General features: G+C 34.9%; 17 protein-coding genes and 1 riboswitch. Of the genes, 8 read left to right on the top strand and 9 right to left on the bottom strand.

The genetic code is table 11. From position 1 onward, the window contains the following. Nucleotides 1-202 precede the first annotated feature (202 nt). The 5 genes from thrA to msrB all read right to left on the bottom strand — a co-directional run bounded on the left by thrA (nt 203) and on the right by msrB (nt 8031). Nucleotides 203-3601 carry a bifunctional aspartate kinase/homoserine dehydrogenase I gene (thrA, locus tag V1T75_RS00085; protein ID WP_330486524.1) on the bottom strand — a complete coding sequence of 1133 codons (3399 nt, stop codon included), beginning with the start codon at nt 3599-3601 and terminating at the stop codon, nt 203-205. A 133-nt stretch (nt 3602-3734) separates the two neighbouring features. Further along, a complete protein-coding gene (locus V1T75_RS00080; protein WP_330486523.1) occupies nt 3735-5027 on the bottom strand; it encodes an O-acetylhomoserine aminocarboxypropyltransferase/cysteine synthase family protein in 1293 nt (430 codons plus the stop codon). A 131-nt stretch (nt 5028-5158) separates the two neighbouring features. Beyond that, a riboswitch (SAM riboswitch) is annotated at nt 5159-5272 on the bottom strand. 184 nt (nt 5273-5456) lie between these two features. After that, nucleotides 5457-7019: a protein adenylyltransferase SelO gene (locus V1T75_RS00075; RefSeq protein WP_330486522.1), complete on the bottom strand. Its 1563-nt coding sequence runs from the start codon at nt 7017-7019 to the stop codon at nt 5457-5459. 6 nt (nt 7020-7025) lie between these two features. Next, the gene (gene msrA / locus V1T75_RS00070) at nt 7026-7571 is read right to left on the bottom strand and encodes a peptide-methionine (S)-S-oxide reductase MsrA (RefSeq protein WP_330486521.1); all 546 of its coding nucleotides are present in this window, start codon (nt 7569-7571) and stop codon (nt 7026-7028) included. Nucleotides 7572-7584: 13 nt separating this feature from the next. Further along, nucleotides 7585-8031, bottom strand: a complete 447-nt coding sequence (gene msrB, locus V1T75_RS00065; protein ID WP_330486948.1) for a peptide-methionine (R)-S-oxide reductase MsrB — start codon at nt 8029-8031, stop codon at nt 7585-7587. Between the two features lie 214 nt (nt 8032-8245). Here msrB and V1T75_RS00060 point away from each other — a divergent pair, with 214 nt between their 5' ends. Both V1T75_RS00060 and ric read left to right on the top strand, forming a co-directional pair. Then, nucleotides 8246-9481 (top strand): alginate export family protein, encoded by a 1236-nt coding sequence (locus V1T75_RS00060; RefSeq protein ID WP_330486520.1) that lies wholly within the window; start codon nt 8246-8248, stop codon nt 9479-9481. A gap of 5 nt (nt 9482-9486) precedes the next feature. Continuing rightward, nucleotides 9487-10206 carry an iron-sulfur cluster repair di-iron protein gene (gene ric, locus V1T75_RS00055; protein WP_330486519.1) on the top strand — a complete coding sequence of 240 codons (720 nt, stop codon included), beginning with the start codon at nt 9487-9489 and terminating at the stop codon, nt 10204-10206. A 38-nt stretch (nt 10207-10244) separates the two neighbouring features. On the opposite strand, the gene V1T75_RS00050 is transcribed toward ric, so the two are convergent. The 4 genes from V1T75_RS00050 to V1T75_RS00035 all read right to left on the bottom strand — a co-directional run bounded on the left by V1T75_RS00050 (nt 10245) and on the right by V1T75_RS00035 (nt 14539). Further along, complete coding sequence (locus V1T75_RS00050) at nt 10245-11528, bottom strand: acetyl-CoA hydrolase/transferase family protein (protein WP_330486518.1); 1284 nt, start codon at nt 11526-11528, stop codon at nt 10245-10247. Nucleotides 11529-11621: 93 nt separating this feature from the next. Next, nucleotides 11622-13178 (bottom strand): L-aspartate oxidase, encoded by a 1557-nt coding sequence (gene nadB / locus V1T75_RS00045; RefSeq protein WP_330486517.1) that lies wholly within the window; start codon nt 13176-13178, stop codon nt 11622-11624. Then, nucleotides 13179-14105 (bottom strand): quinolinate synthase NadA, encoded by a 927-nt coding sequence (gene nadA, locus V1T75_RS00040; protein WP_330486516.1) that lies wholly within the window; start codon nt 14103-14105, stop codon nt 13179-13181. Between the two features lie 95 nt (nt 14106-14200). Continuing rightward, the gene (locus V1T75_RS00035) at nt 14201-14539 is read right to left on the bottom strand and encodes a winged helix-turn-helix domain-containing protein (protein ID WP_330486515.1); all 339 of its coding nucleotides are present in this window, start codon (nt 14537-14539) and stop codon (nt 14201-14203) included. Between the two features lie 230 nt (nt 14540-14769). On the opposite strand from V1T75_RS00035, the gene V1T75_RS00030 reads away from it, so the two are divergent. From V1T75_RS00030 to dsrP, 6 genes are read left to right on the top strand one after another with little or no spacing between them, the layout of a single operon-like run. After that, on the top strand, nt 14770-15054 hold the full coding sequence (locus tag V1T75_RS00030; protein ID WP_330486514.1) for a hypothetical protein: 285 nt from the start codon (nt 14770-14772) through the stop codon (nt 15052-15054). A 3-nt stretch (nt 15055-15057) separates the two neighbouring features. Beyond that, entirely contained in the window at nt 15058-17385 is a 2328-nt protein-coding gene (locus tag V1T75_RS00025) for a molybdopterin-dependent oxidoreductase (protein ID WP_330486513.1), read from the top strand. A gap of 4 nt (nt 17386-17389) precedes the next feature. Then, on the top strand, nt 17390-18082 hold the full coding sequence (locus tag V1T75_RS00020) for a nitrate reductase cytochrome c-type subunit (RefSeq protein WP_330486512.1): 693 nt from the start codon (nt 17390-17392) through the stop codon (nt 18080-18082). Next, entirely contained in the window at nt 18083-18709 is a 627-nt protein-coding gene (locus V1T75_RS00015; RefSeq protein ID WP_330486511.1) for a multiheme c-type cytochrome, read from the top strand. Between the two features lie 8 nt (nt 18710-18717). Then, nucleotides 18718-19842, top strand: coding sequence for a 4Fe-4S dicluster domain-containing protein (locus V1T75_RS00010; protein ID WP_330486510.1), 1125 nt, complete (start codon nt 18718-18720; stop codon nt 19840-19842). 10 nt (nt 19843-19852) lie between these two features. Beyond that, entirely contained in the window at nt 19853-21070 is a 1218-nt protein-coding gene (dsrP, locus tag V1T75_RS00005; protein ID WP_330486509.1) for a sulfate reduction electron transfer complex DsrMKJOP subunit DsrP, read from the top strand. Nucleotides 21071-21418: the final 348 nt, after the last annotated feature.

Genomic DNA, 21418 nt, shown 5'->3' with positions numbered 1-21418 from the left:
ATTCTTGTTTCTAAGTTTTCTATTCCTTTTTTTCTGATGTCACTTCGAATAAAATTATTGAAATGAAATAATTTTGTATCGAGAAGTATTCTAATCGTTCTCGATACAATTTTTACTTCGTTAACACTCCATAAAAATCACTCGAACTGACAAAGGCTTTTGCAAATCTTATCTCTATTTTCTTGGTTCTTGTTTCTTTCTACTAATTATTATTCTTTGCTAATCGTAAGATGTCTCCAAATACGCCTCTAGCGGTTACTTTAGATCCTGCTCCTGCTCCTTGAATTACGATAGGTTGTTCTCCATAAGATTCTGTGTAAATCTCAAAAATGGCATCAGAACCTTTTAAACTTCCTAAAGGCGAACTCTCTGGTACAGAGACTAACTTTACATCCAATTCTCCTTTTGATTGTTGTAAGTCTCCGTGTAAATCTCCGATATATCTCAGTACGTGTTTCTCTTCCTGTGATTCTTTTTGCTGTTGAAATGTAGCATCTAGTTTTTCTAAGTTTCCTAAAAACTCTTCCGAAGAGACTTCTCTAAATTCCTCTGGAATTAAGTTTTCTATCTGAATATCATCAAACTCGTTTTCTAAATCCAATTCACGTGCTAAAATCAATAGTTTTCTGGCAACATCATTTCCACATAAATCCTCACGAGGGTCGGGTTCAGTAAACCCGCTGTCAATTGCTTCTTGTAATACGGTTGAAAACGGCACGTCTTCCGAAGAAAATTTATTAAACAAATAACTTAAGGAGCCCGAAAACACCCCTCTAATTCTCGTGATATTTTCTCCTGAATCGTGTAGCAGTTTAATCGTATCAATCAATGGTAACCCTGCCCCTACATTGGTTTCGTACAAGTAACTCTTCTTATTTTTATCTAAGGTTTTACGTAGTTTTTTATAAAAATCGTACGAAACGGTATTCGCTATTTTATTAGAGGAAACCAAATCGAACCCTGCATTGACTAACGGAATGTAATTTTCTATAAAGTCTACACTTGCTGTATTGTCTACCGCAATTAAGTTTTCTAAATGATGTTCTTTAGCATAGTCAATTACACTATCAACGGTATGCTTATCTTCTACTGCTTTTTCAAGCTCATTCGACCAATTAGTTCCAACTCCATTTTTTGTTAACAACACTTTTTTAGAGTTCGCAATCGCAAAAATGTTCAGGTGAATTTTACGTCTTTCTAAAATCGATTTTGAATTTTCTAAAATTTGTTCAATCAAGGTTCCGCCAACTAATCCTTTACCAAAAACAGCGATGTTGATTTTTTTCGCCACTCCAAATACCTGACCGTGAATCACATTCAACGCCTTGTGTAACTGCTCTTTCTTCACTACCAAGCTCACATTTTTACCTGTAATGGTATTGTTGAACAACAACGGAACTATTTGATTTTTAATCAAAGCGTTATATGGGTGATGAAACTCGCTTAAATCTTGCCCTATGATTGAAATTACCGATACTTCTTCTTGAATCGAAATCTGATTGACATCTTTTGTTTGTAAATCATTTTCAAACTCTTGTTCCAAAGCTTTTACCGCTGCTACTGCATTGCTTTTATCAACCACCAAACCAATTCCTCTTTCTGAAGAACCTTGCGAAATAATGCTCACGCTAATTCCGTGATTGCTCAATGCTTTAAAAATACGTGCATCCACTCCTACTTTTCCTAGTAACCCTCTTCCTTCGAAGTTTATCAAAGCAACCTTGTCTAATACTGATAAGGATTTGATTCCTTTTGAAGTTGATTTTGCGGTAATCAACGTACCATTATCGTTAGGATTGAAGGTGTTTAATATTCGAAGGTTGATATTCTTCTCTAACAACGGAATGATGGTTTTCGCATGCAAAATAGTAGCTCCGAAGTTGGCCAATTCATTTGCCTCAGAAAAAGATAACTCTTCTATTTTTTTAGCATCCGCTACCAAATCAGGATTGGCAGTGAAGATTCCATCTACATGCGTGTAGTTTTGCAGTTCTTCGGCGTCTAAATAGTTCGCTAACAACGAGGCAGTGTAATTACTTCCGTTTCTACCTAAAGTCGTCGTTTCATTTTTTAAATTCGAGGCTATAAATCCAGCTACCACATTCACAGTTGTTCCGTTGTATTGTTTAAAGTGATTTAATACATTTTCTTTAGATACCTCAACTATTGATTGTCCTTTTCCTACTGTTTCATCTGTTTTTAATAAGCTTCTAGCATCGGTAGCTAGGGCGTTGATTCCTTTTTGCTGTAATAAATCGGTTACTGTTTTTATAGACAATAGCTCTCCTTGTGCTAGTACTTCATCTTTTATCTTTTGACTATAGTCACCTAATAAACTCACTCCTTCAAACAACTTTTCTAAGCGATTAAATTCTGTAGAAAAATCTACTAACGGAGTTAATTTTGTTTGTTCGTATTTAAACGCTTCTAATTGTTCTTTAAAAGCTTCATTCTTAGTAGCCCTTTCTAAAAGCTCCTCTAACTCATCTGTAGCATTGCCTCTTGCTGAGACTACCACTGCTATCTTTTCTCCTTCGTTTATTTTTTGTTCTATGATTGATACTACCTTTGGTATGCCTTCATTCGACAAAGATTTTCCGCCAAACTTTAAAATTTTCATTCTTTTATGGGTTGATTTTTGATTGAATATTGGTTCAATCATTTTTTCTAATTGTTTGTATTCTATTAAGAAAGCATCATGCCCATGATCTGAATTAATTTCATTGTAGGTTACATTTGCATGGGCCGATGCCAGTTGTTTGTGTGTTTCTCTGTTTTCTTCCGCAGTAAAAAACAAGTCAGAATCTACGCCAACGATATGGATCTCTGCTTCAATGGTTTCTAACACATCTAATCCTTCTCTTCCTTTGGTTACATCGATGGTTTTTAATAACTGATTCATCAATCTATAGGAGGCTAACTGATAGCGTTCTTGTAATTTTTTTCCGTGATGTAACAACCAGCTTTCTACATTAAAAATCTGTAACTCTTCGTTTTTTGAGCGTTGAAAACGTTTTTTAAACGACTCGGGCGTTCGATAACATAACATAGCATGCATACGCGCATCGTGCACCGGATTGCTAGAATTAGTTAAAAACTGCTCTTGTATTTGACAGTTGGCTATTAACCAATCAGTCGATTTCCAGTCGGTTGCAATCGGAATTAAATGTTGTGTTATATTCGGATTCAACACTGCCATTTCCCAAGCGATTCCACCACCTAAAGACCCTCCTATCAACGCAAATAATTGTGTTATGTTGAGTTGTGCTAGCCCTTGTAGAAAAATGTTTGCAATATCACGTGCTACGAAACTCTTGTAATCATCTATTAAGAAATTATCATAACCATTTCCTGGAATGTTAAAGCACAAAATGGTATATTCATTCGTATCTATAACTTTGTCTTCCCCTATTAAATCTTGCCACCAACCATCGTTTCCTGCAACATTACTATTGCCTGTGAGTGCATGATTAATCAACACCACAGGAGCGGTACCTAATGCTTTTCCGAAGGTTTGATAACTTACTGGAATGGTGTCGAATTGTGTACCGCTTATGGTGGTATAACTAAGAATATGAATATGCTTCAAATCACTTTTCATTATTGATATTTTTATGGGCGTTCCCCTAAAGGGTCGGGCTTTCCGTTATATCTTTTGTTGATCCTCGATACTTGCTTCGCAAGCTCGAACTGACAACAAAAGGATGCCACTTCAATCCCTAACGCAGTTTATTTTAAGCCAATACTTCTTTAGGAATTTGAGCAAATGCTTCTTGTAAATCGGTTTTTAAATCTTCAATATTTTCCAAACCAACTGATAAACGAATTAAGTCTTTCGTTACTCCCGTACTTTCTTGTGCTTCATCACTTAATTGTTGGTGTGTGGTACTTGCTGGATGGATAATTAAAGATTTAGTATCTCCAATATTGGCTAGTAATGAAAAGAGTTTTGTGTTGTCTGCAATGGTTTTAGCGGCTTCGTAACCTCCTTTTACTCCAAAAGTTACCAATCCGCTTTGACCTTTTGGTAGGTATTCATCAGCTAAAGTTTTGTATGTATTCCCTTCCAACCCTGGATAGTTTACCCAAGCAACTTCTTCTTGTTCTTGTAACCATTTGGCAATAGACAAGGCAGTTTCACTGTGTTTTTGAATTCGTATTTCTAAGGTTTCCAATCCTTGAATGATATTAAAAGCGTTGGTAGGGCTCAAGGCACCTCCAAAATCACGTAACCCCTCTAAAATTAGCTTAAATGTGTACGATGCTGCTCCTAAAGTTTCATGGTATATCAATCCGTGATATCCTGCCGAAGGTTCTGTAAATTCGGGAAACTTACCATTTGCCCAGTTAAAAGTTCCAGCATCAATAATGGCTCCTCCTAACGAGTTTCCTTGTCCTCCAATGTACTTTGTTAAGGAGTGAATTACAATATTTGCTCCATGCTCTATTGGGTTTAATAAAGCTGGCGTAGCTACTGTATTATCTACAATAAAAGGCACTTCTGCTTTTTTTGCATGTGCAGATATCGCTTTTAAATCCAAGACATCTAATTTCGGATTTCCTAAAGACTCTACAAAGAAAGCTCTGGTATGCTCTTGTACAGCTTCTGCAAAACTATCTGGGTTAGATGCATCTACAAACGTAGTAGTAATGCCTAATCTTGGTAAAGTAACGTTTAACAAATTATAGGTTCCTCCGTACAAACTACTCGAAGCTACGATATGATCTCCTGCTTTTAGTAGGGTTAGTAAACCTGTTGAAATGGCTGCCGTACCCGAAGCAAACACTACAGCTCCAATACCACCTTCTAAAGCAGCTAAACGATCTTGTAAAATTTGATTGGTGGGATTATTTAATCGGGTGTAAATAAATCCCAACTCTTTTAAAGAAAATAGGTTTGCTGCATGTTCTGAATCATTAAAAACATACGAAGTAGTTTGATAAATAGGAACTGCTCTTGTTCCTCCGTTTTGTGTTACATCGTGACCTGCGTGCAACGCGTTTGTTGCGAATTTTTGTGTACTCATTTTTCTTGTTTTTGAGTTAATAAAAAATTAAACCAAAAGCCAAAACACATCTATTTTTAGATGTTGCTTACTAGAAAAATGTTATTAAGAAATTATAAGAAGCTTCTTGTAGATATTAAAGAAACTTCTTTGGGTTATCTATCCACGAGTTTGTACACTCTGGTAGAATTTAGCACCTTCTTTGTTTGCACAAAGGGTTGCTAAGGTTTCATAGGGTCTAATCCCTCCACCTTTCTTGATAACATCGTCAATAAGTGTTTGAACTTTTACGAGCACAAATATTCAATTATAAAAATGGATTTTCCAAATTTATTTTGATTTTTGTTTAAAAAAGAGTGTTGAATTATTTTTAAACACAATATCTAAAACACTAAAAACCAATAATTTAAAACACGTTGCTTAAACCAAAATATAATAGTTGTTTTTATCTTAAGAACTACAAGATAACATAGAGCATCCTACTTTATTTCGAGCCCATTCTGGTCGTTTTGCAAACCATTTTTCGTTTTTTGGTTGTTCATCGTAGGGATTTTTGAGCAATAAATATAACTCATTTAACAATACAAAATCATTTTTATTGGCAGCATCAATCGCTAATTGTGCCATGTAATTTCTGAGTACATATTTCGGATTTACAACATTCATTTTTGTTTTTCTTTCTTCATCCAAAACAGTTTCATTTTGTAACCTACCTATATAATTTTGAAACCAGTTTTCCCAAGATTTTTTTATTTCATCTACAACTTCTGAAGGCGTATAAAATGCTTTTTCTATTTTTTTGATTGCCTCCTCTATGCTATCATTTTTTGAAATACCAGACAATAATCGGAAAAAAATGGTCATATCAGTTTCTATTTTTTGAAGTACTTCTTCAAGATCTGAAACTAATGTTCCATCTGATTCTTTTACCAAAAACAACCCTAATTTTTCTCGCATCATATGCATGTACTTTTCAGGAAATTTTTCTTGATAACTTTCCAAAACTGCTTCTAAAGGTTCTGCTTCTTCAATTAAAGGATATAGCGCATTTGCCAGCTGATATAAATTCCATAAAACGACTTCTGGTTGCGCACCGTATCGGTAACGTTTATGAGTATTATCCGTTGTATTTGGCGTCCATCCATGGTCGTAACCTTCTAACCATCCATAAGGTCCATAATCAATGGTTAAACCAAGAATCGACATATTATCAGTATTCATTACTCCATGTACAAAACCTACACGTTGCCAATGAATTACCATTTCTAAACTACGCTCTGCTACTTCTTTAAAAAAAGATACATAGCTTTCTTTTGATGGTTTTCCTAGATGAGCAAAATGGTATTTAATGGTATAATCAACCAATGTTTTCAATGTTTTTACCTCTCCTCTAGCTGTGAATATTTGATAATTTCCAAAGCGTAAAAAAGACTCGGCTGTTCTACAAACGATTGCTCCTTTTTCATACGCAGCGTTTCCGTCGTATAGTACATCTCTTAATACTTCATCTCCCGATAATGCTAATGACAGAGCTCTTGTTGTAGGTACCCCTAAATGATGCATGGCTTCACTACACAAATACTCCCGAATAGAGGAACGCAACACTGCTAATCCGTCTGCAGTTCGAGAATATGGTGTTTCTCCTGCTCCTTTTAACTGCAATGCCCATTTTTTGTCATAAACTGCTTCAAACAAGTTAATCGCTCTACCATCTCCTAATTGCCCTGCCCAATGCCCAAACTGGTGTCCTCCATAACACATGGCATATGGTTGTGTATTTTTATATACATCATTCCCTGTAAAAATGTTCTTAAATTCCTCTGAAGTTATTGCTGCTTCCGAAAGTCCTAATTCTTTTGCCATGTCATCTGAAACATGCAAAATTTTCGGATTAGATGTTTTTTTAGGTGTTACATACGAAAAACAAGCTTCTGTTACCTGTCTTCTAGAGTTTTCTTGGATTGGATCTGCCGGTAATTCGTTTGTAAAGGTATTTTGTATATTGAATTTCAACACGTTCTATTCTTCTTTTAGTTTGCTTGCGTACAGTTTTTTCAATTTAGCCAATTTTGGCGAAATTACAACTGAACAATACATTTGTTCTCTATTATTCTCGTAATAATTTTGATGGTATTCTTCTGCTATGTGAAAGGTTGAAGCAGCACTTATTTCTGTTACAATTTCACTTTCATAATAAGGAGCCAACTTTTTTACTACTTTTTCAGCAATTTGTTGTTGTTCTTGAGTATGATAAAAAATTACAGAACGGTATTGGGTTCCTACATCTGCTCCTTGCCTGTTTAACGTTGTTGGGTCGTGACTTGTCATAAACATTACCAACAACTCTTCATAGCTTATAATTTCAGGATTAAACATTGCTTGTACTACTTCTGCATGTCCTGTTAAACCTGAACAAATTTCTCTATAAGTTGGTGTTCCTGGTACAGTACCGCCCATGTAACCAGATACTACTTCTTCTACTCCTTTTATTTGATTTAAAACAGCTTCTACACACCAAAAGCAACCGCCACCAACGGTTATTACTTCTAATTTATTATTTGTCATTTCTCTCCTTTCTTTATTCAGTATCTAAAATCATTGAAGCCGAGTTAATGCAATAACGTAATCCGCTAGGTTCTGGTCCGTCAGGGAATACATGTCCCAAATGCGCATCACAAGTATTACACATCACTTCTACGCGAACCATACCAAAGGTAGTATCTTTTTCATATTGAATAGCATTCTCTTTGATAGGTTGTGTAAAACTGGGCCAACCTGTTCCTGAACTAAACTTTATTGTTGAATCGAACAAAGGTGTGCCACAACATACACATTTATATTTGCCAGCATCATATACACTACACAATGCTCCTGAGTTTGGTCTTTCTGTCCCTTTCTGTCTGGTTACTCTAAATTGTTCAGGTGTTAAAAGCTCTTGCCACTCTGCTGCCGTTTTTTCCACCCTTTTATCGGGTATTGGATTTCCCTTTACCGCAAAATTGATTACGTCTTTCCAAGTTAAAATTTTGTCATTCATTTCACACATTTATTTTATGTAACTTCTTAGTAGTTTCTTTTCTATTTTACTTACAAAACTACAATTCATTATCAACTATATTCATTTTAATTTTGTTATTATAAAAGATATTTTTATCCTTTTTTTTACCTGCCTGATTTTTATCATGTTTTAACCTAGCATTTATCTAGAAATTTGGGGATATTATTAATTTAAAAAAATCATGAAAACATCAAAAATTATAATAGCATTACTCTTTTTTGCTACCACTACAGCTTTTGCTCAGTTAACCATTGATGCTGAACTACGTCCGCGTGCTGAATATAGGCATGGATTTAAAACTTTATTTCCAGATCATACCAACCCTGCTCTTTTTGTTTCACAAAGAACCCGATTGAATACTACCTATAAAACTGAAAAATTAAACTTTTATGTTAGTTTTCAAGATGTAAGAGTTTGGGGAGATGTTCCGCAATTAAATACTGCTGATAACAGCGGTTTAAGTGTTCACCAAGCATGGGGAGAACTATTTTTAGATGCTAAGTTCTCTGTAAAATTGGGACGTCAAGAAGTTATATACGATGATAGCAGGATTTTTGGGAATGTAGATTGGGCGCAACAGGCTCGTAGTCATGACATGGCCATGTTGAAGTATCAAAAAGATGCTTTTAAATTTGATATTGGTTTGGCTTTTAACCAATCGAAAGAAAACCTAACAGGCACAAATTTGACTACTCCAAATACGTATAAAGCAATGCAATATGCCTGGTTACATAAAGATTGGAGTAACTTTTCTGGTAGTTTTTTGTTTTTAAACAACGGAATGCAAGCTCCTAACGGACTTACGTACAGTCAAACTATAGGAACTCATTTAACTGCCAAAAAGGATAAATTTAATATTACTGCTAATTTATATTATCAATTTGGAAACGATGCTTTAGATAGAGAGTTGAGTGCTTATTTACTTGGTTTAGAGGCTATGTTCAAAGCTTCTGAAAAAACAAAGGTTGGTTTGGGTGTTGAATTACAAAGTGGTAATGACTACAATACGCCTGCTGATAAAAACAATGCTTTTACTCCTTTCTATGGAACTAACCATAAATTTAACGGTTTTATGGATTATTTCTATGTGGGTAATCACATAAACAGTGTTGGTTTGCTAGATTTATATGCGAAAGCTAATTTTAAATTGAACTCTAAATCTGGTTTAACTGCTTTTATTCATCATTTTTCAGCTGCGGCAGATATTAATGATACTGTTTCTAATGAATTAGGAACTGAAGTGGATCTTGTATACGGATATAAGTTTACAAAAGACATCAGTTTTAAAGCTGGGTACTCTCATTTATTTCCTTCTGAAGGAATGGAAATTTTAAAAGGTAATGCAGATAACAACACAAATAATTGGGCATGGGTTATGGTAACTATAAAGCCTACTTTATTTACATCTAAAAACTAGTAATTATGGTAGTAACAAGTAACAAAACTGTAGCTGATTATGTTACAGAAAATATAAAAACAGCACATATTTTTAAGAAATATGGGATTGATTTTTGCTGTGGTGGAGGAATATCGGTTGAAAAAGCTTGTGCAAAAAATAATGTAGATCAAGCAACTCTTGAAAAAGAACTAGCTGAGGTTGATGTAATAAAAGATATTATTGAAGACTATGATAAATGGGAATTGGATTTTTTAATGATTTATATTGAAAATGTACATCATACCTATGTAAGAGAAAGCCTGCCTATCATTTCTCAATATGTTAATAAAGTAGCTAAAGTACATGGACACCATTATGCTGAAGTTGTAGAAATAAATCAGTTATTTCACGAAGTTGCTAATGAGTTACTATCACACATGCAAAAGGAAGAAAAGATATTATTTCCCTTTATAAAACAATTAATTCAAGCAGAAAAAGAAGGAATAAAAAATACAACGCCTCCTTTTGGAACAGTAAATAACCCTATACAAATGATGGAGCACGAACATGAAAGTGCTGGAAATATTTTTAAGGAAATATCTAGGCTATCTAACCACTATACTCCTCCAGAAGGAGCCTGTAATACTTTTAGAGCGTTGTATGCTAAGCTAGAAGAGTTTGAACAAGATTTACACAAACACATCCATCTCGAAAATAATATTTTGCATCCAAAAGCAGTTCTTTTAGAAAAGAGAATATCTTAATACAAAAGGAGTCGTTAATTAACGACTCCTTTTGTATTTTATAACTTGATAAACCGATTAAAGGCTTCTCGTTCTAGTTCTGCTCTAAAATTAGGATGAGCAATAGAAATTAAGGCTTTTGCCCGTTCTTTCAAGCTTTTTCCAAACAAATTAACTACTCCATATTCTGTTGCTACGTAATGTACATGGGCTCTTGTCGTGGTAACCCCTGCTCCTTCTTTTAAAAACGGAGTAATTTTAGAAACTCCTTTAGCTGTTATCGAAGGCATTGCAATAATAGCTTTCCCTCCTTTTGATAATGAGGCACCTCTAATAAAATCCATTTGCCCTCCTACTCCTGAATATTGATATTTTCCAATCGTATCAGCACAAACCTGTCCCGTTAAGTCAATTTCAATAGCACTGTTTATAGCAGTTACTTTCGGATTGAGTTTAATGATAGATGTGTCATTCGTATACCCTGCTTCTTTAAAGTGTACTAGCGGATTATCATCAATAAAATCATACAGCTTTTGAGACCCCACAGCAAAACAAGTAACAATTTTCCCTGTTTTTATTTCTTTTTCTTCCCCAGTAATCACTCCTTTTTCTATTAGAGGTAATACTCCATCAGAAAACATTTCTGTATGTATTCCTAGCCGTTGATGGTTGGTTAAGTTGTGCAATACAGCATTAGGAATGTTTCCTATTCCCATTTGTAGTGTTGCTCCATCTTCAATCAATCCTGCTACATTTTCCCCTATTCTCGTTTCTATTTCCGAAGGGGTTCCTGTAATCGATTCATGAATTGGTGAGTTGACTTTTACCGCATAATCAATATTGTTTATGTGGATAATACCATCTCCATGAGTTCTAGGAACATTAGGGTTTACTTGCGCTATTACTATTTTAGCAGTTTGTATAGCTGGTAAGGTAATATCTATCGAAGTTCCTAAAGAACAGTATCCGTGTTTATCAGGTGGAGAAACCTGAATAAAAGCTACATCTAACGGATAAATATTACGACGGAATAACCAATGTATTTCACTTAAAAAAATAGGAATATAGTCTCCATTATTCATATTTACACCTTTCCTTACGTTATCCCCAACAAAACAGCTTATCAATTTGAACGATTTACTATAAGGTTCTTCTAAATACTTAGCTTTACCATGGGTATGAATTTGAATAATCTCCACATTGCTTACCTCTTGGTAACGTTCACACAAAGTATCTATTAATAAATTAGGAGTCATTGCAGCTCCTTGGAAAAATATTTTATGGTTTGATTTTACAATAGCTACCGCTTCTTCAGCAGTTACAATCTTTAATTTTTCTGACATCTTATTTTTTATTTTACCAACACAAAAATCGTAAGAATGGCCTGTTTAATTAATGATAAAAATCATGAGATTAAAACAATCTACCTCTGCTGACTATTTTGGATTATCAACATTAAAAAAACCTCCTCTATTTTCCTTTCTTTCTATGGATTGATGAATAATTAAATATGCTATAGTAATCATATTTCTTAACTCACAGAGGGCAGTTGTTACTTTAGATACTTTGTATAATTGCTCTACTTTAGCATAAAGTATTTCAAGTTTAGTAGCTGCTATGTTTAACCGTGAGTTACTTCTAACTATTCCCACGTAATCTCGCATTAAAGCTTGTAACTCTTTTAAGCAGTTATCAATTACTTCAGGTTCATTATGTAAAAAAACTCCCTCATCATCCCATTCAGGTATCTCAACGGCTAAGTAAGGCGGATTATTCTCGGACAAAAACTTAAAAATATTGTGTGCATACACCAAGGCTTCTAACAAGGAATTAGAGGCTAATCTGTTCGCTCCATGTAACCCTGTTCTTGAAGTTTCTCCACAACAAAATAAATTTTGAACGGTTGTTTTTCCATATGTATCAACCACAATGCCACCGCATACATAATGAGCAGCAGGTACTACTGGTATCCAATCTTTTGCGACATCAATACCGAAGTTTTTACATTTTTGATAAATGGTAGGGAAATGCTTTTGAAAAGCGATCATATCTAGATGGGTACAATCTAAAAACACACAAGAGTCTCCCGATTTCTTCAGTTCTTTGTCTATAGACTGAGAAACGATATCTCTTGATGCCAGTTCTGCCCTAGTATCATAATCAAGCATAAAGCGATGTCCTTTTTCATCCCTTAAATAAGCTCCAAAACCTCTAACTGCTTCTGATATTAAAAAAGAAGAACCTTCTTCTTTGTTATACAATACAGTTGGATGAAACTGAACAAACTCCATATCTTTTGTGAGTGCTTTGGCTCTGTATGCCATGGCAATACCATCTCCAGTGGCAATTATAGGGTTTGTGGTATGTCCGTACACTTTTCCTATTCCACCAGAAGCAAGAATCGTATTGTTCGATCTTACTGTAAGAATTGTTCCTGTTTTCTCATCCAATACATAAGCACCATAACACCTTGTTTGTTTCTTTTTTATTGACCTTACTTGGTGTTCGGTAATCAAATCGATAGAAAAGTGATGCGGTAAGAGTTTTGTATTTTTTAATTGATGAATGCGTTGTAACAAAGCTCTTTCAATCTCGTATCCTGTAATATCTTTATGATGCACCACCCGATTTGCTGAATGACCTCCTTCTTTACCTAAATCAAATTTTCCTGCTGTATTTGTATCAAAATTAGCTCCCCAAGTAATCAATTCATTAAACCGTCTTGGACCTTCATTAACCACCATTTCAACAACTGCTTCATCACACAAACCATCACCAGCTATTAATGTGTCTTGAATATGTTTTTGAAAAGAATCTTCTTCTTTATTTAAAACAACTGCAACACCTCCTTGTGCATACTTGGTGTTTGATTCATCTTCATCTCCCTTGGTTATAATGGTTACTGTTTTATTAGGAAATTTTTCTCCCATCTTAACCGCAAAAGTAAGTCCTGCCACACCTGACCCTATTACTAAATAATCAGTTGTTATCATTTATTTCGACAGAGCTAACATACGTTGAATTGGTACCAATGCCTTTTCTCTAATATTTTTTGGCACTTCAATTTTGGGGCTTTCATTTAACAAACAGTCGTATAACTTTTGTAGGGTGTTCACTTTCATATACGCACATTCACTACACGCACAGGTATTGTCTTCTTTAGCCGGCGCAGGAATTAATTCTGTATTTGGCACTTCTTGTTGCATTTTATGTAAAATTCCTGCTTCTGTTGCTACGATAAACTTTTGATGAGAATGTTCTTTTACATACTTAATCATTCCAGCTGTAGAACCAATATACGTTGCTGTTTTTAAAATATGTTCTTCAGATTCAGGGTGTGCAATTATTTTATAGTCAGGATATTTTTTATGCAATTCTATCAGTTTATCTATAGAAAAAGCTTCGTGAACTACACAACTACCATCCCACAGGAGCATATCTCTTCCAGTTTGTTTTATAATATATTTTCCTAAATTTCTATCAGGAGCAAAAATAATTGGAGTTTCTTTGGGGATAGAAGCTACTATTTTTAATGCATTTGAAGAAGTACACACAATATCTGTCAATGCTTTAACTTCTGCGCTACAATTCACATAAGTTACTACTGTATGATTAGGGTGCTCTTTTATAAATTTTTCAAACTCTTTGGGCGGACATGAGGCTGCCAAAGAACAACCGGCATTTATATCAGGTAGCACAACAGTTTTTGTAGGGTTTAAAATCTTTGCTGTTTCTGCCATAAAGTGCACTCCTGCAAACACAATTAAATCCGCATCTGTCTCCGCTGCTTTTTGCGACAATCCTAAACTATCCCCTACGTAATCTGCTACATCTTGTATTGCCGTATCTTGATAATAATGAGCGAGTATAATCGCATTTTTTTCCGACTTTAAACGCGTAATCTTATCTTTTAATGTCATATCTATACTAATTCTTAGTGCGAAAATACTTGGGTGGTAAAACTTAAAATATGATATTCATCATGCTTTCTACTTCCTCTTTTCACTATTTGCAGTTAGTCTAATAAATATTTTTTAAGTTGTTTGTCTAAATACACCCAACAATTAGTGTTTACAGTCTCATATATTTTAATAAGTTCTAAGCCATATTCTGTTAATGTTGTTCCACCTCCTCCTAAACCTCCGGCTGTTTTTACCACAACTGGTTTATCAGCCTTTGTATTTACCGAATCTATTAAATTCCATGCCTTTTTATAAGACATTCCCAAATCTCTTGCCGACTTTGATAATGATTTCGTCTCTTTGATCGATTTTAACAACCGAACTCTTCCTTCTCCTAAAAAAGTAGTGTTATCTACTTCTATCCATATCCTGCTTTTAATTTTATATGACATAAATTGTAAATTAAACTAGAACTCAAAATTAATGCCCAATCTTTTCTTTAATTATGAGGCTAATCATAAAAGGAAACATTATTTAAAATAATTATAAATTACCTTTTCTTTTCTTTTTTAAAAAAGACAAAAAACTCTTTATTCGCTTCACTTTCAAAGCTTTTCGTTATTTCCACAAAAACATAACACCTTGAAAAACTATAAGTTATGATAAATATCATGTTTATTATATGGAAATATTTATTAATTTGTTAAAGACAATTAACAATGATTCTATGCCTATAAAAAGTTATTTAGCCCATCCACACGATGGTAAAAAAGAAGAACTTATCAACGCCTTATCATCCTTAAATGAATGTGAAGTAATACCTGCTGAAAATAAAGATGTCTTAGTTGTAGTTACTGAAACAGCAACCAAAGCAGCAGAAGAAATTTTAAAACAAAAACTAGAAATGATTAGCAGTTTAAAATTATTAGCAATGGTATCAGGATTTAATACACCCCTAAAGAATTAGCCCATGTACACTTCAACAACAAACAGACGAAGTTTTATAAAAAAGATGGCGGTGTTATCTGCCATGACAGCAGCAGCTACGATGTTTCCAGGAATTATGTTTGCTGGCGAACAAGAAGAACAATTACCCAAAGGAGGAAATTTAGATTGGAAAAAAGCACCTTGCCGGTTTTGTGGTGTAGGGTGTGGAGTAATGATTGGTGTTGAAAATGGTAAAGCCGTCGCTGTAAAGGGTGATCCTAAATCTCCCGTTAATAAAGGCCTATGCTGTGTAAAGGGATACCATTCCGTAATGGCAATGTACGGTAAAGACCGTTTGACAAAACCGCTCGTTAAAAAGAAGGGTAAATATGTAGAAACCTCCATGAAAGAAGCATTAGATTTAATTGCTTCTAAAATGAAAGAAACCATTAAAGAGTATGGTAAAGATGCTGTATCTATTTATGGTTCAGGTCAGTGGACCATTCCTGACGGATATGTCGCTTCAAAACTTTTCAAAGGGTGTATCGGAACAAATAATGTGGAGGCCAATGCACGTTTATGTATGGCGAGTGCTGTTACTGGTTTTTTAACTTCTTTCGGAATTGATGAACCAATGGGGTGCTATGAAGATATTGATCATGCTGATGTTTTTGTTTTATGGGGAAATAATATGGCAGAAATGCATCCTGTTTTATTTTCAAGATTACTAGATCAACGTTTAAAAAGAGGGGTGAAAATTATCGACTTTGCTACGCGTACAACTCGTACCAGTATGGCGGCAGATAAATCTATTCTGTTTTTACCTCAAACCGATTTAGCAGTTGCCAACGCTATTTGTTATGAAATTATAAACAATGGTTGGGTAAATACCTCTTTTGTTGAAAAGCACTGTAATTTTAATAAGGGCATAACTAATATGGGCTATGGTTTAGAGGATAACTATAAGTTCAAAGACAAGCCCGAAAAAATTAGCTTTAAAGAATACAAAAAGTTTTTAGAAGACTATACTCCCGAAAAAGTAGAGAAAATATCAGGTGTATCTGCTAAAGATATTAAATATATGGCTGCCTATTACGGTGATCCTAACAAAAAAGTAATGTCGCTTTGGTGTATGGGACCTAACCAACACAGTAGAGGTACTTGGATGAATAACTTAATTTATAATATTCATTTACTCACAGGAAAAATTTCTACTCCAGGCAATAGTCCTTTTTCATTAACAGGACAACCATCGGCTTGTGGTACCGTTAGAGAAGTTGGAACCTTAACCCATAAACTGCCTCATGGCGTGGTAATGAACAAAAAACACCGTGAATTTGCCGCTAAAATTTGGGAGGTACCAGTAGAAAATATCGATCCAAAACCAACCTATCATACTGTAGAAATGTTTAGAGCCTTAGACAGAGGTGATATTCGTTTTATGTGGATTCAGGTAACCAATCCAATGGTTACCATGCCTAAGTTAAAACGTTACAGAGATGCTGCTCAAAAAGAAGGTCGCTTTATTGTGGTATCAGACATTTACCCTACTCCAACTACTGATATTGCCGATGTTATTTTACCTTCTGCCATGTGGGTAGAACGTGAAGGTATGTATGGTAATTCTGAACGTAGAACACAATACTTTGAGCAAATGGTACAGCCACCAGGAGAAGCCATGAGTGATACCTGGCAATTAGTGGAGGTTGCAAAAAGGTTAGGATACGAAAAACAATTCTATTATAAAGAAGATTCTCATATCGAAGAAATTTATGCTGAATATCGTAAACACCACGATAATAAAAAGCATAATATGGCTCCGTTAGAAGTTTTAAAAGAAAACCCAGGAATGCAATGGCCTTATGTTGAAGGAAAGCCTACTCAATGGCGTTTTAATTCAAAATATGACCCTGCTTGTAGCAACGGAGAAGATTTTCATTTCTACGGAAAACCAGATGGTAAAGCGGTTATTTGGCAACGTCCTTACGAACCCGCTGCTGAAGAACCAGATGCTGAATATCCATACTGGTTAAACACAGGTCGTGTTGTTGAACATTGGCATACGGGTTCTATGACAAGACGTATTCCTGTATTGCATAGAGCCATGCCACATTCATATGTCGAACTCAATCCAGACGATGCGAAACGCATGCAAATTAAAACAGGAGACATGGTAAAGCTAACCACGCGTCGTGGACACATAACCTTACCAGCTTCTGTGAATGAACGCGGTGTACCAGCACCTATGCAAGTGTTTGTTCCTTTCTTTGATGAAAACATGTTAATTAACGAAATAACACTAGATTCTTTTTGTCCAATATCAAAAGAACCAGACTATAAAAAATGTGCCGTTAACGTAGAAAAAGCTTAATATTATGAAAAAACGTTTAGGTATCATATCGCTTTTTATCATTCTATTTATCGCCTTTATTACGGTGTGGAATTATAGTTATTATCAAGGTCAAGAAGAGGCATACATACCCATTGAAAATAACCAACCCACACCTATCATTCCTTCTGAAGCTGGGGTTTTTGAACGATCAAAATACGCTTTAGATTATACGAAAATGCCAGTTGACGAAATACATCAACGAACGATGAAGAACTATTATGATAATAGAGCTTTTCATGGAGCACCTCCAAGCATTCCTCATGAAGTAAGTAGTGGTGAACGTAGTATGGGTGAAAATAATTGTTTAAAATGTCATGAAAATGGTGGGTATGTAGAAAAGTTCAACGCATATACGCCTATTACTCCTCATCCAGAAAAAATTAACTGTCGTCAGTGTCATGTTCCTCAAAAAACACAAGCACTGTTTAAGGAAACTAACTTTACAAGAGGAACTATTCCTGTAGTGGGTACAAATAATGCTTTAGCAGGAAGTCCTCCTGTAATTCCGCATCAATTGCAACTAAGAGAAAATTGTTTGGCTTGTCATGCAGGACCAAGCGCTCCTAAAGAGATTAGAGTTACACATCCTGAAAGAGTAAATTGTAGACAATGCCATGTTCCTAATCATAAAGTAACTGAAGACATTGGTAATTTTATTAGAAAAATTGAAAACTAAATGAGAATTCATACGTATATAAAATTCGTTTGTTATGCTGTTTTGTTCGTGATTATAACTGTTTCTTGTAAACATAAAGAACATGAATACCATAGCATTACCGATAAAATAGAAGCTGAAAGTAACAATTATAAAGGTATTTCTATCTCTTCTAAAAAGTATTTAGAAGGAATGAAAATGATGGAAATTACAGAAAATGAAATCACATTTTTAATTCCTACTAGAAAAGATAAAATCAAATCGTACAAATGTACGGAGTGCCACACGCAACCTTTAGCTAAAATGCAAACCAAAGATATTAAAAAGGCGCATTGGAATGTTAAATTAGAACATGCTTCATTAAATACCATGAACTGTATTACCTGCCATGATGGTAATAACATGGATAATTTAAAAAGTATAACAGGGCATGCTATCGATTTAAATACGAGTTACAAACTATGCAGCCAATGTCATCAAAAACAATACAAAGATTGGACAGGAGGTGCGCATGGGAAACGGATTGAAAGCTGGGCTTCACCTAGAGCTTCTATGACCTGTGTTAACTGTCATAATCCACATGCTCCGAGTTTTGATACCAAATGGCCCGCACGATTTAATACTCAAAAAATAAAAGAACGTAAATAAATTTAGGCATGAGCAACAATAACAAAAAATGGTTTACGCTAAACCTAAATAGGCATCAACAGCAGCATAGTTCTTGTGGTTGTGGAAAAACACCCGAAAGATGCAATTCACATGCTACAAACGATGAGTTAAGTGAAAAAGATTTTTTTGAAAAAGCAGTAAGTGCTTCCATAGGCGAAGAAAGACACAAAGACGGTTTCGATCAAGTCTTTGATGTAAAAATGGATCGTAGATCTGCCTTTAAAAAACTAACCGCTAGTTTATTAATTGGAGCTGGAGCTATGTCTTCTTGTACCAGTATTACTTCTAGTGACGAATCTAAAGAAAAAGCGCAGATAGACTGGGAAGAACAATTTAAAGGAAACTACAAATTAATGACGGATGAGGAAAAAGAAGCTACTGTAAATAGATTGGTTCGTTCCTATCAGTTACGTACAGGAAAAACAATTAATATGTCTTCGAAAAATGCTGAAGAAGATGTATTGTTTGGTTATGCTTTTAATATCTCTAAGTGTCAAGGGTATATGGATTGCGTAAGTGCCTGTGTTGAAGAAAACAACCAAGACAGAAATTCACAAATGCAGTACATTCGAATTCACGAGATGAAAGATGGTAAAGGGTTTAATTTTAATGAGGCTGATGATAATTATTACCACGAAGTGCCTGCGGAAGGGCATTTTTATATGGGAACCCAATGCTTTCATTGCGATAACCCACCCTGCGTAGAAGTGTGCCCCGTACAAGCTACTTGGCGAGAAAAAGACGGATTGGTAGTAGTTGATTACGATTGGTGTGTGGGTTGTCGTTATTGTATGGCAGCCTGCCCTTACGATGGTCGTCGATTCAACTGGAGTAAACCAGAAGTTCCAGAAGAAGAAATGAACCATAATCAACATTATTTAGGAAATCGAATGCGAAAAAAGGGAGTCATGGAAAAGTGTACTTTCTGTGTTCAACGCTCAAGAGCAGGTAAAAATCCAGCTTGTGTGGAAGCCTGCCCTACCGGAGCTCGTATTTTCGGAAACTTGCTCGACCCTAGTAGTACTATTCGATGGGTATTAGAAAACAAAAAAGTATTCAGATTAAAAGAAGATTTAGGCACCGAACCAAAGTTTTGGTACTTCATGGATTAAAAAATATACAATGAGAAGACTTAAAGTTTTGACAAGTTTAGTTAAAGACAGTTTAGATATTATTACTAAAGGTTCCAAAAAATATCACCTCTGGATGGCTTTTTTAACCCTAGTCATCCTCGTAGGCATGTATTGCTATTCAATTCAGTTAGAACACGGATTAAGCGTTACAGGAATGACGGATAGAGTGAGTTGGGGATTATATATCTCTAACTTTACGTTTTTAGTAGGAGTTGCAGCTGCTGCCGTTATGTTAGTAATGCCTACCTATGTATTAAAAGATATTGACTTTAAACAAGCCGTTTTAATTGGGGAAGGTTTAGCTGTTGCTGCACTAATTATGTGTTTAGCCTTTGTTGTTGCCGATATGGGAGGCCCTTCTGTTTTATGGCACATGATTCCCGGTTTTGGTGTTTTTAACTTCCCAAACTCTATGCTTACCTGGGATGTAATTGTATTAAATGGATATTTGTTTCTAAACATCACCATTCCGTTTTATATCTTATTCAGACATTATCAAGGAAAAGAAGCAAAAGCAAGTGTGTATGTACCGGGAGCTATATTATCTGTTTTTTGGGCGGTAGGTATTCACTTAGTAACCGCCTTTCTGTATCAAGGTTTACAAGCGCGTCCTTTTTGGAATAATGCGCTGTTAGGACCTCGATTTTTAGCCTCTGCATTCGCAGCTGGTCCAGCTTTAATTATTTTAGTTTTAGCAATCATCAGAACCTTTACAGCATTTAAAATTGAAGATAAGACTATCAAGAAAATAGCAATGGTGGTTACTGTCGCTGCTCAAATAAATATTATCATGCTAGTCTCTGAATTGTTTAAGGAATTTTACGCTCCAACACACCATAGTGAAAGTGCTTATTATTTATTCTTCGGTTTAGACGGAAAAACAGCTTTATTACCTTGGATATGGACTGCTATCTCTCTAAATGTTTTAGCCACAGTTATTTTAACATTCCATAAGCTTCGTAACAACTTAAAAGTATTGTACTTTGCTTGTTTTATATTATTTATAGCCATATGGATTGAAAAAGGCTTCGGATTAATAGTTCCTGGTTTTATCCCTGGCCCTTATGGAAAAATTGCTGAATATACCCCCACGGGCATAGAAATAGGTGTTACTTTAGGTATTTGGGCTTTAGGAGCGCTCATTTTCACTATCCTAGCTAAAACAGCTATTGGTATTGAAACAGGTAAATTGAGCTATAAAAAATAAAATCATTTCAGATATAATAGAAAAAGACTAGCATACTTTATGCTAGTCTTTTTTTTACAGTTATATATGCTATCAATAAATCTACCTTTAAATAAGATTACTTGGTCTTTAAAAATTTTAAAACAAAAATAAGGTCTCATCCCTATGTAAGGGACGTATAACAACGATTAAAAAGTATAAATATATTAGTAGGTTCCACTTTTATTTGCCTTCTAAGGCTTTACAATAAGAAAAACTGTTGCACTATAACTTTTCCTTAAAAAAAGGCATAAAAAAAACCTCAATCTAATCAAAGATTGAGGTTTGTTAAAGAAAGGCAACGACCTACTCTCCCACCAGTGGCAGTAC

The organism is Tenacibaculum sp. FZY0031 (assembly GCF_036350695.1).
Classification (GTDB): Bacteria; Bacteroidota; Bacteroidia; order Flavobacteriales; family Flavobacteriaceae; genus Polaribacter.
This window is presented reverse-complemented; position numbering and strand designations above follow the sequence as displayed.

Excerpts from the sequence above, each read along its gene's own strand:
- thrA (WP_330486524.1), bottom strand. The coding sequence starts at position 3,601 with ATGAAAAGTGATTTGAAGCATATTCATATTCTTAGTTATACCACCATA.
- V1T75_RS00080 (WP_330486523.1), bottom strand. The coding sequence starts at position 5,027 with ATGAGTACACAAAAATTCGCAACAAACGCGTTGCACGCAGGTCACGAT.
- msrA (WP_330486521.1), bottom strand. The coding sequence starts at position 7,571 with ATGACAAATAATAAATTAGAAGTAATAACCGTTGGTGGCGGTTGCTTT.
- V1T75_RS00060 (WP_330486520.1), top strand. The coding sequence starts at position 8,246 with ATGAAAACATCAAAAATTATAATAGCATTACTCTTTTTTGCTACCACT.
- ric (WP_330486519.1), top strand. The coding sequence starts at position 9,487 with ATGGTAGTAACAAGTAACAAAACTGTAGCTGATTATGTTACAGAAAAT.
- V1T75_RS00050 (WP_330486518.1), bottom strand. The coding sequence starts at position 11,528 with ATGTCAGAAAAATTAAAGATTGTAACTGCTGAAGAAGCGGTAGCTATT.
- nadB (WP_330486517.1), bottom strand. The coding sequence starts at position 13,178 with ATGATAACAACTGATTATTTAGTAATAGGGTCAGGTGTGGCAGGACTT.
- nadA (WP_330486516.1), bottom strand. The coding sequence starts at position 14,105 with ATGACATTAAAAGATAAGATTACGCGTTTAAAGTCGGAAAAAAATGCG.
- V1T75_RS00035 (WP_330486515.1), bottom strand. The coding sequence starts at position 14,539 with ATGTCATATAAAATTAAAAGCAGGATATGGATAGAAGTAGATAACACT.
- V1T75_RS00030 (WP_330486514.1), top strand. The coding sequence starts at position 14,770 with ATGGAAATATTTATTAATTTGTTAAAGACAATTAACAATGATTCTATG.
- V1T75_RS00025 (WP_330486513.1), top strand. The coding sequence starts at position 15,058 with ATGTACACTTCAACAACAAACAGACGAAGTTTTATAAAAAAGATGGCG.
- V1T75_RS00020 (WP_330486512.1), top strand. The coding sequence starts at position 17,390 with ATGAAAAAACGTTTAGGTATCATATCGCTTTTTATCATTCTATTTATC.
- V1T75_RS00015 (WP_330486511.1), top strand. The coding sequence starts at position 18,083 with ATGAGAATTCATACGTATATAAAATTCGTTTGTTATGCTGTTTTGTTC.
- V1T75_RS00010 (WP_330486510.1), top strand. The coding sequence starts at position 18,718 with ATGAGCAACAATAACAAAAAATGGTTTACGCTAAACCTAAATAGGCAT.
- dsrP (WP_330486509.1), top strand. The coding sequence starts at position 19,853 with ATGAGAAGACTTAAAGTTTTGACAAGTTTAGTTAAAGACAGTTTAGAT.